Consider the following 13,769-nt stretch of genomic DNA (forward strand, 5'->3'; position numbering starts at 1 on the left):
CATTGTCTTTGCGACGATAGTTTGAATCATAGTCCGAATCAATCTCGCGGCGCGCGCGAGCTCAGTTCATTGTCTTTGCGACAGCTAGCAGATTTAAAACTTGCTGTTTAAGTAGGTCGGCAATTCTGTCTCCATTCCTTTGCTGCTGCTAACGGGTGAGGATTTTTTACACATTCTGTCAACATATCGATATTAATTCTCGGTAGCAATTCGCTTTGTGTGATTAATTCATAACCGCAGTTGGACACGAATTCAACCGGAATTTCTTCTTGCAAATGGTAGATAGAAAATCGGTCATTTCGCCAGAACCAAACCTCTCGCACATTCAACCTTCTATACAGTTCTAGTTTATTGATGCTGCCACTGGTAACAATCACTTCAATTACCAAATCTGGAAATTCTTTATCTGTGCCAATACAGTAAGCTTCATCCGGTTCCGTACCGCCACTTTTTTCCTCTTGTCGCAGAGTTGTAGACCCAAAAGGAAAATATTCGATTTCAGCTTCTACAAAGTAAATTTCTAGCAGATTTCCAATGCCAGTTTTGCGACTTTCATGGCGGCGAGAAGGCGACATAATTTCCAAAACTCCATCTAAATAAGTCACTCGATATCCCGCCGCATCTCCTATTCGATTTAGCAGTGTTTCGTATTGTTCCCAGTTGGCGCTATCGGTAATATAGCGATCTTCAGGATCTTGGCGTTGGAGTGCTTGTTCCTTAAGTAGCGTATCTAGCTCGCTCGTCAGCATCGGTATTACCTCCTTACAAGTTGTTCTAATCTTAGCTCAACTTTATTCCCAATCAAACTGCCTTCCCAAATAGTCCTCTAATTCCTGATTGTAAGGTCGGAAATAACCGCTCAACCTGTCGCGAACCGATTCATTTACCCGCTGATAAGAACCAGGATTAGCATTTTGGTACTCAGACAATTGATATTCCGGCAAATCTAAAAATTCTAAAACCTGCTGGACTATAGCCGCCGCACCTGCATAAAAATCTTCACTTTTCAAAATTAACAACTGTTCTCTAGGAAAGAAAGCCAGCCAGTTTTTAATAAATTCTATGTACCTACCGCGAGCTAAATAATTCCCCGGTTCCTCGCCGATGATGTATTCTGGATTTTGACTCAACCGTTCAATTTCATCGCTAATTACTCGATCGAGCGATCGCGCTTCCCAGTTTAAGTCAGTCAAGCGGTAAAATTGAGAAATCGCCCGATCGACCGGATTTCGCAAAAGTACAATCAGTTTCGCCTCGGGAAACAGGCTGTAGAGCCGTTCCGGTGCTTCCCGAGAGTCAAAATAGCTCGGACTTGCTTCGCCCGTCAAAAATTGCTCTCCTGGAGGAATTGGCGGAAAATGAGCCAAATACCAATCAATCCCTCTATCAAAGTGCCACGAGAAAAAATCCATCTCCTTTTTAATCGGAGTCAAAATTTGCGGGTGTTGGGCTAAATAAGTATAAAGAGATGTTGTGCCGCACCGCTGAGAACCAATAATTATAAAGTTAGGAAATTGGACGGGTTTTAAGTTCCAATTTTGTAGAACTGGCATCTTGCCTGTATCTGCTTGTAAAACAGGCATCTTGCCTGTTCTATAACTTATAATAGATGCAAAACTTTGTTTAAAACTGACAGTTCGATAAAAATCAATCGCCTCGGCAATTTTACCTTGCCTCGTCAAAGCTTCTCCCAAATTCAGATAAGACCAAAAAGCCTCCGGTTTAGCTGCAACAACTTCGCGGTACAAGTTCTCAACTTCATCCAGCTTGTTTTGCCTAACAAAAACTTCCCACAAATTGTAATAAAACCACCAAGGAAGATCTGGATTTATTTCTATTGCTTGAAAAAATGCCGCCGCCGCTTCCTCCCAATATTTTTGGTGGCTCAGAACAGCACCTAAATTGTAATAAGACCAGCAATCATCTGGTTTTTGGGCGACAGTTGCGCGAGATGAGGCTAATGCGCGATCCTCTTCGAGGGCTGCGCTAACGCACTTTTCTTGCTGCTGCAACAACTCCTCTAATTTCCCTGAGTTGCCTTCATGACTCGGCATTTTTGTCAATAGCAAGTTGTAAAGAATTATTGCGCTTTTTGGGCGATCGTACTTGGCTAAATTCTCTCCTAACTGCAAATAAAACCCCCAATTTTCTGGTGTAATTTGCAATTGATATTGTTCTAACACCAACTTTAAATCAGACTCTGTTTGTCCGAGAGCATATCCCAACTTCTCGTAAATTCCAGGCAAATCTCCGTCAATTTTAATAGCTTTTAAATACGTAGCGATAGCTTCATTCCACTGTTTTAGTTTAGTTAAAGCGTCACCTAAATTGCAAAAAGACCAAGCAAAATCCGAATTGAGTGCAATCTCGCAGCGGTAAGCAAAAGCAGCCTCTTCCCATCGCCGAAGTTTCAGCAAAGCATCGCCCAGATTGTGATAAGACCAAGAAAAATCGGGATTTAACTCAACAGCTTTTTTGTAAGCAGCGACAGCTTCCTCCCATTGTTCAAGTTTCAGCAAAACATCGCCCAAACTGTGATAAGACCACGAAAACATGGGATTTAATTCAATAGCTTGTTTGTAAGCAGCAACAGCCTCATCAAATCGACCGCTTTCTTGCAGAGAGTTCGCCAAATTGTGGTAGTCATGATCCATGCAAAACTCCTGCCATAGCAAGTAATTTTTCCAGCGAGTTCAAATCCAACTGCATATCTTTATGTAAAGGTTTGGTCGGAGTTCCATCATCAACCAAATCACCAATTAAATAGTAATGTTCCAAATCACACAAATTGCTAATCATCCAATAACAATGCGGAACGTAAAGGGGAGAAAAAATCTCAATTACCTTAGTTCCCGGACTGCAAAAAACTAGATTTGTTAACCCCCCTCCGTGGGGTGCGACAACTACTTTAGCAGCAGCCAAACACGATGCTTGTTCCGCTATCGACATCGTTTCCAGCTTGACACTGCGGAACCCAAATTTTTCTAAGTATTTAATTACCTCTTCATCGTTGACGATTCGCCGATAGGAAGCTTGTTGGCGGCTGATATAAATCCGCTCCGAATAGTCGGTGCTTAGTGGCTGTTGTTCCTTTAAAAAGGTCTTTCTGAGATATTCACACTTCCATTTGGAAACCGCGCCCGATCCGTCATAAGATATTGATGGAACTATTAATTTATCTGCGGTAATATGTAAATTGCAGCGACTTTCTAAAAGTTTATCTTGAGGAATTCCTAAAGTATCTAAAGTTTCTGCTTGATAGAAAGAATCTGAGGCATTGACAACAAACTTATCTATAGTTTCTATCAATCCGCTCCGCTGCAAAAGGTCAAACCGCGTAATCACATCAAACATCCAATGAAAATAAGCTGCTCCACCCCAGCGAGCAGATAAAAAAGCTACATTTCCATCGACGTGTTCAGCGGGAGGCAATTTGTCGGAAGTGATTACCAATTCAGCACAACCCATTGAAATATCAGCAACCAGTTTATTGTCTGAAGTAATCACGGCGGTAGTCACAACATCGGCCCAAGCTCGTCCGTTTGGCAATACGGCAACAAAAGCTTTTCTTGAATGAGTTTGATGTTCCCAGAATCTACGGCTGCTATCGATTGTTTTGGAATCAGATAAATTGATTTGACTCGCAGGATGGATGTCAATGCAGGTGAGGTTAGGATTGGATTCTGCTGCAACGGTCAAATCTTCTGTAAATCCACAGTATTTTTTGAGAATACTTAAGGGTAAATTTTGATTACTGCATTTTGCCCGATCGCTCTCATCGCCTTCTCCTTGTTGTTCCAGAGCATAACCTATATTATCGTAAGCTTCAAACAAATCGGGTTGAATTTGCAGGGCTTGAACTAAATTAGTGATTGCAGGTTCCCACTGCTGTTTGGCCATTAAACTCAAACCCAATCCTTCGTAACACCAACAGGATTTTGGATCGAGATTGATGCCTTTTTCATAAATGGCGATCGCCCTTTCCAATTCCCCTTGATTCCGCAGTGCATCACCCAACTTTTTGTACAGCCAACTATGCTCAGGTTCTAGCTCAATAGCACGATCAAAAGCCACTGCTGCTTCGGACCAATTTTCTTGTGATTCCAGAACTTCCCCCAAACTATTGTACAGCCAACAATCATTGGGGTTTAATTCAATAGCTTTGCGGTAAGCCCCCGCCGCTTCTTCCCAATTTTCCAGTGCAACCAAAGCCCTACCTAATCTCTCGTAGGACCAACAGAAATCGGGATTGAGTTCAACTAACTTGTGGTAAACAACAGCAGCTTCCTCACACTCAGAAAGCTCCATCAGCACATCGCCTAAATTGTTGTAAGTCCAACAAAAATCTGGATTTAACTCAATAGCTTTGCGGTAAGCAGAAGCCGCTTCCTCGTGTTGCTCAATCGCCTGCAAAGTTTCCCCCAAAAAGTGGTAAGCCCAACTAAAATGAGGGTTGAGTGCGATCGCCTGTTGGTAAGCTGCCCTAGCTTCGTCAAACAGTTTTTTACCTTGCAGAGTTTTACCCAACTTTTGGTGAGTTAAGTAGTTACCCGACTTAATTTTAATAGCTGTTTGATAGCGGGCCCTCGCCTCATCCAAATAACCGGAACTCGCCGCAATATCCCCCAACTTTTCCCAACCCAGAGACAACAAAGTTTGCTCTTCGCCCAAAATTTGATTACCCATCTTTTTGACAATCAGTTGATAGCCTTTATGTACAACTTCTAACTGACTTCCAAACATCTCCAAAAAAACATCTATCCCAATTTTAGTATCTTGCTCCGGGCTGTCGGGAAACGTAAACTCGTAATCATCAAAAATCATCAATCCCCCAACTTTCACCAACCTCCAAGATAAAATCGCATCTTGCAGAGCACTGGTAGGTTTGTGACAGCCGTCAATGTAAGCAACATCGTAATATTCCGAAGTCAAATTCACTAACAAATCTTGAGAGTAACCTTCTAATTCAATTACCCGATCTGCTGCTCCCGTTTTAACAATATTGCCCTTAAAATGTTGTTGAAAATACAAATCAATACAAGTAATCTTTGCCGTCGGATGAGTTAAAATATTATCCAGCAGCCAGCAAGCAGACATTCCCTGAAAGCTGCCGATTTCCACCACTTGAAAATCCGCAATTCCCGTAAATTCCTGTAAATGCCGTTGCCAAATAGGAATATTGTGGGTAAACCAATCTTGGGTAAATTGATAATCTTTCGCCGCACACTCAGGCCAACCCCTCAATTCGCTCGCTTTTTGGTGGCAAATAATTGCTTCTTCTAATTCCCCTAATTGCGGTAAAATATTTCCTAAATCGTTGTAAGGCTTAGAATTAGCCGGATCTATTTCTATTTGGTGGCGGTAAGTGGCAATTTGTGCGTATAACTCCTGTTGTTTTGCCCGAACATCATTTAGTTGGGCGACAACTTCCGCAGCATTGGGTTCAATTTGCAGGGCCATGCTATAAAATACGATCGCACCTTCCAACTGCTTCTGTTTTGCTAAACTATTGCCTAAATTTATATAAAATTCCGCTCCATCTAACTCAATTCCCAGCAATTTGTGGTAATTTTTCCCGCTTGCAAGTACCTCAATAGATTGACAATAAGTTGCGATTGTGCTGTCTAAACCCGATTCGCTCCGCTTCCGCAAAACATATCCCAACCGCTGATTAATTCCCGTCAAATTCGGCTCCATCTGAACCGCGTGCAGGAAAGCAGCCACAGCTTCATCCCAGGATTGTTCGCAGGTGAAGGCTATTCCCAAATTGACATAAAACCAAGGAATATTTGGATTTATTTCAATAGCTTTGCGGTAGCAACTAATAGCTTCGGGCCACAGTTGTTTTTGAGCCAAAGCGTCCCCTAAGCAATTGTATGCCCAGTAAGAATTATCATTGATTTCCAGAGTCTGACGGTAACATTTAATGGCTGCATCAAAATCCTGTTTTTGCGCGAAAACATTACCTAAACCCACGTAAGCACGAGCGTATTTGGGATTGAGTTCGAGGCTTTTGTTGTAACAGGCGATCGCCCGATCGAATTCTCCTCGCTCCGCCCAAGTTTTACCCAAACTGTGGTAAGATTCAAACGAATTTGGATTGATGGCAAGGGCTTGTCGGTAATTGGCGATCGCCTCATCCCACCGCTTCTGGCCAACCAGCATTTCTCCTAGATTGTGATAAGCGATTGCCAGCTTCGGGTTTAACTTAATTGCCCGCGAATAACACTCAATAGCACGATCGAACTTTCCCAATTCAACCAAACTATTTCCCAGAGTGACGTTTTCCTCAGCAGTTGCCCAATTCGGCTCGATATTAAAAGCTTGATACCAACAGTCTGCCGCCTCTTCTCGCTTCTCTAACTGCGTCCAAATTCTCGCCAACTGCCGATAAACAGCAGCAAAATTCGGCGCTAGCGAAATTGCTTTTTCACAATTTACGATCGCCTTTTCCCACTGTTTCCCCTGAGAATACAAAATACCGAGATTAGCATAAACTTCCGGCAAATTTGGATTGCGATCGATTGCCGATTCATACCACTGCTTAGCTTGCTCGATTTCCCCTCGCACCTGCATCACCTTTCCCAGCGTCTGGCAAGCTGTCGCCAAATTCGGTTCAATTTTCAACGCTGACTCGCAAGCAGCAACTGCCTCATTCAACTTTCCTTCGGCTAAATAAACTTCTGCTTGCCGACTCAAATCAACCGCTGCCTTTTCCATCTTCTCAATCGAGGGCATAATTAAACTTGCTCCAGACACCAACTAACCCAAACCCACCACTTCAACCATCCTTTTCAGCGAACTCAAGTTCACTAAAATATCCTCAGTCAGCGAATTCTGATACATCAACTGTCTAATAGGATAGCATTCAAAAGCCTCCCCCGCTAAAAAGTAATGTTTCAACTGCAAATATTGACTGATTCCCCAGTAATAATGGCTGATATAGTGAGGCGACACTAACTCAATTACTTTAGTTCCCTGGCGACTAAAAATCGTATTTGTCAAGCCGCTGCCGTGGGCTGCCACTATCACCTCAGCGTGGTAAAAATGAGCAATTTGCTCTGCCAAAGACATCGACTCAGGTAAAATAGAAACAAAGCCAAATTTCTCCAAAACCTCAACCACATCTTCCTCGTTCAAAACTCGTCGATATCTTGCTTTGCTGCGGCTGATATAAATGCGTTTTGGATAGCTCGAACTAGGTATAATTCCCTTGAGAAACTCGCGCCTCAAAAAATCCATCGCCCACCCAGAAGGCCAGCCCAAATATCCCGGAAAAGACGGCACAATTAACTCTGTTGCTTGTATGTGAGGCAAGCAATCGCTCTCCAATACTTTTTCTTCGGGAATGCCCAGAATTCTCAGACTTTCCCGCTGAAATTGGTGCTGACAACTATTCACCAAAAACCAATCAATTTCCGCCAAATCCCTACCGCTGTGCCGCAGCAATTCTATCCTCGGCAAAACGTCAACCATCCAGTGAAAATAGACATTTCCCGACAAACCAGAAAGCACCGCCACTCTGCCGTCAATTTGCTTGAGAGGCGGGAATAATTCTAAATTAAAAACGCTGTGTTTTCTAATATCATGCTTTTCGCATCCAGGTAAAAACCCCGGATAATCTCTCGACACATCACCCAACAAATAATTGTCAGGAGTAATTACAGCGATCGCCTTGCAAATCAGCCAATAATTTTCCTGCGGAACACTCCAAACTCGACCGTTGGGAATTGCCGCCACAAAAGTCTTGGGCGACTCCACAGGTATCGGTTGCGAGTTGGACAAACGGCAAACTCCCCAACCCAAATGCACCGGATCGAACCACTTAGAAAGTCGCTGCAAACACAGCCCGCAAGTTAACCCGGTACACTCGGAATTTGCCAATTTGGAATTGGCGAGCGCAAATTGGGAATTCGGAATATTTTCTGCACTTGCTTCTGGTGCCGATTTCCAAAATATTTCCACATAATTGTCAACATTTAACTTAGCATTAACCAGCCAATCCCAACTCGATAAATAAATACCGTGAGGAGGTTTTAGAGAATTGTGAGCAGGCGAAATAAAACTCTCTTTTTTCCACTGTTTCTGCTCCCCATATCCGTGCAATTGCAGCTCTAAAACCTTTTGATAATAATCGATCGCCCGTTCCCAGCGCCCCTGTTTTTCGAGCAGTTTTGCCAACTCAAAATAAACCTGCGGTAAAGTCGGTTGAATCTTCAAAGCCATGTGGTAAACTGCAATTGCTGCACTAAACCGCTGTTGCTGGGCTAAGGAATTTCCCACCCGCCAGTAAAGCTCTGCATTTTTGGGCTGAATTTGCAAAGCTTTTTGATAATAAACGGCTGCCGATTCGTTTCCGCCGTACTCTGTTAAAGCATTTCCCAAATGCAAGTAAATTTCGGCTAAATTATCGCAAATTTCAGCAATTGGTAATTGGGAATTGGGCATTGGTAATTGGGCATTGGGCATTGGGCATTGGGCATTGGGAATAGTTTCTTTTTCTTCCTTCTTCCCTCTTCTTTCTTCCTTCTTCCTTCCAGTTAGTGCTGTGAGAAATCGATCGCACGCAGCGATCGCCCTTGACAATTCATCATCTTCTACCGCCGCCACTCGGCGCCTGTCTCCTAAGCTGCAGTAAGCCTCAACAAAATCAGGCTTCAGAGCTATTGCCCTCTCAAAATAAGGCATGGCTTCAGCAATTTTGCCCAAAACCATCAAAGAAAACCCGGCGTCTGTATAGCCCGAAATATAGTCGGAATTTATCTCGATCGCGCGATCGAAACAAGCAAGAGCCGCCGAATGTTCCCCCTGTAATTGCCACGCTTTCCCTAGATTGTAGTGAGCCAAAACCATGTCCGGCTCCAACTCAATAGCTGTGAGGTAAGATGCGATCGCCCTTTCCGGACTTTTGTCCAGCAAGGCTTGACCCAAATTATTGTGCAGCGTCGCCCAATCCGGCTTAATCTCCATCGCCCGCTGGTAAACCTCGATCGCCTCAGCAGCTCGATCGTCCTTAAGCAAAATCACACCCAGATTGCTGTAAGCTTCCACGTAATCCGGCTTCAGAGCGATAGCCTGTCGGTAGGTATCCATTGCCGCTTCGAGCTGACTATTTTCATCTAAAACCACAGCCAGATTGTATAAAGCATCGAGATAATCCGGTTTTTGGGCGATCGCATTTCGGTAACAGTTGATCGCCCCCAACAAATTACCCTGCTTGTGAAGAACATTTCCCAAGTTATAATGAACTTCCCCCCAATCTGGTTTCAAATCCAGAGCTTGTCGGTAGTGAAAAACCGCTTCATCCAGCCACGCATAGTCGCTATAAAGTTGACCCAAATAAGCATGAGCCAGAAAAAACTGTGGCGAAATCTCCAAAGCTTGCACAAAAGCGTCTCTTGCGGCCGTCGGATCGCCTTGAGCTTCGAGAATTTCGCCTAAAGTCGTGTAAGCCGAGGGCGAAAACGGTTGAAGTTCGATCGCCTTTTTGCAAAACTCGATCGCCTCAGTTAACTTCCCCCGGTTCAAATAAATTTGGGCTTGCCGGATATATTCTTCAGTGCTCATTGCTAGCCAGCAGTTGCGGTTTCTTTACCGCTTCAGTAAAACCTAGAAATTCTAATTTAAAAACTTTGTATTTATATTTTGCCCCATCGGGCGATCGATTAATTTTATCAATAACTGTCGATCGATTTTTTTTACGGCCCCTGCTGTAGTTCCTGCATTGAATATTTCAACCTCACCCCGCTTGTAGCAGAGTGAGGTTGAAATCCTTTAAAACTACCGGCTTTGTGAGAACAGCCCCGAATCTTATCCGGTGCCGCCCCACAACAGCCAGTTGTTTTAGAACAACTCGAAGTTGTTCGAGGTAATTGTCAGGCCAGGCTGCAACTGAGCCACAGTTAGAACTCCGCTGGTGCCGTTGAAGAACAACTTACCGCTTGTTGGGTCGTAGACCAACTTGTTGCTCGTGGCTGTTCCTGGAGTAGCTTCGTTGAAATTAGAAACGACGACAAACTCGCTTGCCTCGAAGCTGCTACCCAAACCAGAGAACACACCACCCTGCTTCAAGCGGATCTTATCTTCGCCTGGGGTAAAGTCAGTGATCGTGTCTACGGGATAATCGCCACCGCTGGAGAAGAAGTAGAACGTATCGCTGCCAGCACCGCCGGTCAGGACATCAGCGCCTCTGTCGCCAGAGATAAAGTCATTGCCCGATCCGCCATTGACAGTATCGTTTTCTTTACCGCCGAACAGGCTGTCGTTGCCGTCGTCGCCGCTGACAATATCGTTGCCTCGGCCACCAAAGACTGTATCGTTGCCACCGCCACCGAGTACGGTGTCGTTGCCGTTGTCGCCAGAAACCAAGTCATTGCCATCACCGCCGTCTACGAGGTCATCCCCTTTACCAGCAAAGATCCGGTCGTCGCCGCTGCCACCAGCTACAACATCGGCGCCGCTGCCTGAAAAGATATTATCGTTGCCGCCGCCGCCGCCGATACTGTCATTTCCGCCTCCGGAAATAATCAGGTCGTCGCCACCGCCACCGGCGACCACATCTGCGCCCGCAAAAGTCAGGATGATATCGCTGCCTTCGCTGCCGTTCAACCTGTTGGCGCCGGCGATGCCGATAACTGTTGAGCCAGTGCCACCACTACCACCTGGTAGTGAACTTGCTGGCTGTGTTGGATTAGTTACCTGTGTCATTTACACTCCTCCTAAAAGATCAATCATTTTTCTACAATACACTTTTCCCTCCAAAGGGATTCAATAAATGAAACCGGACATCGGTTGAGACCCTAATTGACCCGGCTGCTATAAGCTGTCATGTAATTTAATTTGTCAGCAGCGAGCCTCGGAGCGCGAGTTGAATCCTGTATTCGTTGAGCAGCAAATCTCGGTTGTTTCCTGCTTTTGACTCTCGACTCCACCACTGCCTCCTCTAACACGAAAATATTCCACTTAAACGTTTGCGAGTTTACCATAATGACCGTCGATATGGCTAGTCATTATTAAAACAATACCCGGAAGATACACAGAGACCATTTTTAATCGGAGTATGCTCTCAAGATTGAGAAGTTGCACCGGGTCCTTGGCACTGTCGATCGCCGGAGAGTTCGATCGCCCGCAATGGGGCTGGAACTGAGCGGCGATTTCTTTTAAGTACACTGTAGTTGACCAGACTTTTGATTTTCGCCAATAGTTCCCCAGAAATCAAAATTTTTTAACTGGCTTTGAAAGCAAGCCCGCGCACGCTGGAGGCCGTATTTAATCAAAAGTGCGTCCCAACCCAGTCCCCGACGGACTTTTGAGCCTCATCACCTTGATGTTTCCAGCCCAATCCCTCACGCTCAACGCAGGATTAGGGCTAAAAAACCCAGTTTTTCAACCCTAATCCGTCATTTCAACCATGAGCCGCATCCATCCGGACAACAGACAATGCAGCGATCGTCTTTTGGTGAAGTTGGAATGAACGGTGAGCTGGTAGATTTGTGACGGTACTGTCACTAGATTTTAGATTTTAGATTTAGTCCACAGATGAATCGCAGTTATCGGTTGGCGCAATTGTAGTGATGGATAATTTACCTATTCATAATGCTGAAGCCGTCATTTTTTTGATGGTATCTATCCTCGGCTCCCAAGTAAAGTTATTACCTCCATACTCGCCGGATTTATCTCCCATCGAGTTGTAGTGGGCAAAAATCAAAGCGATTTTCCGTTCTGAAGCATATCCACCTTCAAATCTTCTTGATGAAGCGATTACTAAAGCTATTAATGCTCTTACTGATGAAAATGCTTGACGATCCTTTCATCACTCTGGTCTCTTTTGAGAACCAATTAATATAGTTAATTTTTGTGGTACATTCGATGGCTAATACCTGTGATTGAAAATATTAAGTTTTTAGCAAAGAGTTTTTTACTAATTGTGGTTAAATTCGAGCTGAGCATTAACGAGCAGCAAAATTCCAGAAATTTGGTTCGGCATTCATTCAGAGAAAATCTCTACAATTTATTCCTAGCGGTGTGCTTCTAGTTGCGCTGGTGAGGCGTTGGAATTACTATGGCTGTCGTACTTGTAGATGTGAGCGTCACTCTCGAAAATATAATTGATGGAAGTAGCTGCATAGTAGGTCAGCGCTAGCAGCGACAATAGATTAAGAACTCTATAAATTGGTTTCTCAGATACTTCGTTCATTTTGACTCCTACTTTCTATGCAAATAACGAATTTGGATACCGTGACGGCACTTTTTTTTAGAAGTTCCCAAACATCTCGTACCTCTAAAAACTTAGCTGGCTCCCGTTATACACTCCTGATGCCCGATCGCCAAAAATAAGTCGTACTTGAGATTTGAAAGAGTTTTTGTTGCCTATTTCATATTGCAGTCTCTGCCTTGAATTGTCTATCTAACTGCGGTAAGAGTTAGGCATTTTGGACGCAAACGAACTCTACAATTTCCTGTTTAGAACTACTAAGATTTGAATAAAGGGAGCTCGAAAAGCTTAAATGGCAAAGAGCCTAGCTGTTTTTCCACGCCTGGCCAGGATTTTCCCACTTTCGATGAATTGTACGCAGCGGCCAGAAGTAATGAAAATTCTTAAGTTGGTCAGCGGCAGGCGAAAATATGTCTGAAGTTATATTTTTGCAAACAACAGGCCATGTTACATTACATATTAATTTTGAGCTTGGTTGAGGTGGCAGATAATTTTTGACTAAAAAAATATTGTGGTCGCTGTCCGACAATTTCGGTCTGACAGTTTTGCCTGAACAATTTTGACTGAGCCGCACCATTAATTCACAAGGTCACCGAAGAAAATTAGGTATCACTCGATTGGATACTTCTGCGTGAGACGTTCGGCGAGCCCTGAGTAAATCTCGCTCAGTTGAACGATTTGAGATTTGAGATTTATTCAACAGAGGAATCGGAGAGCTTGAAGAAAAGCCGAAAATTAAGGGCTGCTGCCGACTGCTGTAGGAAACTTGTATCCGTTTTTGGGCGGGATCAAAAAGCAGAAGGCAGAATTTGATAGCGGTAAAAAAATACTGTTTTAGGATTCAGAATTTTTATTGGATTCTACCTTCTAGCTGCATTTTTTTTACAATTAAAAAAGATAAATTACTCGCTGCCAGGAGCGATGGACGCAGAATAATTTAGGACGAGATAAGGGACTTTGTTGAAGCTAGTTACTTCCACAATTTATTAGAATTCTTGCTCGCATTGAGCTGTTTTTACCACAGACTTTTTGCTGGTAATTTGCAAAAGGGATAGGGGCAGAACAACAGGCCAAAACAGAGGCCCCATTATTAAGGCTATCCAAGATATCACGTCTTTTTTAGATGTGGCTGTATCATTCCAAAAACTTTTGAACCAAACAAGAAAAACGATTAAGGCAATCGAAAAGTAGCTAATCATTATCATTTTTTTACCGGCCTGTCTATAGATGGGATAGAAGTATTTATAATTATTATATCTCAGGGTGTGGCTCGCCGATCGCAACTTTATGCCCTGAGCTGCAAGCTGCAAGTGTCTAAAACCCAAAGTTTCACAGCTATCCAAGTCCAGAGCCTGCGATGTAGAGCGGACTTACTCCCGCTGCGCGGCGGTATTGGGTTCTTAAAGCCTTGCGTTCAGAGCTTTTCGAGGTTTTGTCAAACCTTGAGGATACCACCCAAATTATAGCTTATGCGATCGAGATCTGTGGTTTTATGTGATTTAAATCACTTATAGTGGCCGACTTTGGTCACAAATCGAGCCGAGAACGATCACAC

Annotated in this window: 7 protein-coding genes; 1 reads left to right on the forward strand and 6 read right to left on the reverse strand. The window is 43.8% G+C overall.

Annotated elements, in window-relative coordinates:
• Nucleotides 1-107 precede the first annotated feature (107 nt).
• From QUA57_RS01155 to QUA57_RS01175, 5 genes are all read right to left on the reverse strand, one after another.
• A complete protein-coding gene (locus QUA57_RS01155) occupies nt 108-749 on the reverse strand; it encodes a Uma2 family endonuclease (RefSeq protein WP_333059062.1) in 642 nt (213 codons plus the stop codon).
• A 42-nt stretch (nt 750-791) separates the two neighbouring features.
• On the reverse strand, nt 792-2,654 hold the full coding sequence (locus QUA57_RS01160; RefSeq protein ID WP_333059061.1) for a tetratricopeptide repeat protein: 1,863 nt from the start codon (nt 2,652-2,654) through the stop codon (nt 792-794).
• Complete coding sequence (locus QUA57_RS01165) at nt 2,644-6,738, reverse strand: tetratricopeptide repeat protein (RefSeq protein ID WP_333059059.1); 4,095 nt, start codon at nt 6,736-6,738, stop codon at nt 2,644-2,646. The genes QUA57_RS01160 and QUA57_RS01165 overlap by 11 nt, the downstream gene beginning before the upstream one ends.
• Before the next feature lie 24 nt (nt 6,739-6,762).
• Nucleotides 6,763-9,567 carry a tetratricopeptide repeat protein gene (locus tag QUA57_RS01170; protein ID WP_333059058.1) on the reverse strand — a complete coding sequence of 935 codons (2,805 nt, stop codon included), beginning with the start codon at nt 9,565-9,567 and terminating at the stop codon, nt 6,763-6,765.
• Nucleotides 9,568-9,843: 276 nt separating this feature from the next.
• Complete coding sequence (locus QUA57_RS01175; RefSeq protein ID WP_333059057.1) at nt 9,844-10,707, reverse strand: calcium-binding protein; 864 nt, start codon at nt 10,705-10,707, stop codon at nt 9,844-9,846.
• Between the two features lie 857 nt (nt 10,708-11,564).
• Here QUA57_RS01175 and QUA57_RS28595 point away from each other — a divergent pair.
• On the forward strand, nt 11,565-11,693 hold the full coding sequence (locus tag QUA57_RS28595; protein ID WP_445304449.1) for a transposase: 129 nt from the start codon (nt 11,565-11,567) through the stop codon (nt 11,691-11,693).
• A 323-nt stretch (nt 11,694-12,016) separates the two neighbouring features.
• Here the strand turns inward: QUA57_RS28595 and QUA57_RS01180 are convergent, their stop codons facing one another.
• Entirely contained in the window at nt 12,017-12,196 is a 180-nt protein-coding gene (locus QUA57_RS01180) for a hypothetical protein (RefSeq protein WP_333034761.1), read from the reverse strand.
• Nucleotides 12,197-13,769 lie beyond the last annotated feature (1,573 nt).

The organism is Microcoleus sp. Pol7_B2 (assembly GCF_036701035.1).
Lineage (GTDB): Bacteria > Cyanobacteriota > Cyanobacteriia > Cyanobacteriales > Microcoleaceae > Microcoleus.

What these genes read in the sequence shown, in the direction of transcription:
- QUA57_RS01175 (WP_333059057.1), bottom strand. Translation starts at nt 10,707, where the DNA reads ATGACACAGGTAACTAATCCAACACAGCCAGCAAGTTCACTACCAGGT.
- QUA57_RS01155 (WP_333059062.1), bottom strand. Translation starts at nt 749, where the DNA reads ATGCTGACGAGCGAGCTAGATACGCTACTTAAGGAACAAGCACTCCAA.
- QUA57_RS01170 (WP_333059058.1), bottom strand. Translation starts at nt 9,567, where the DNA reads ATGAGCACTGAAGAATATATCCGGCAAGCCCAAATTTATTTGAACCGG.
- QUA57_RS01180 (WP_333034761.1), bottom strand. Translation starts at nt 12,196, where the DNA reads ATGAACGAAGTATCTGAGAAACCAATTTATAGAGTTCTTAATCTATTG.
- QUA57_RS01160 (WP_333059061.1), bottom strand. Translation starts at nt 2,654, where the DNA reads ATGGATCATGACTACCACAATTTGGCGAACTCTCTGCAAGAAAGCGGT.
- QUA57_RS01165 (WP_333059059.1), bottom strand. Translation starts at nt 6,738, where the DNA reads ATGCCCTCGATTGAGAAGATGGAAAAGGCAGCGGTTGATTTGAGTCGG.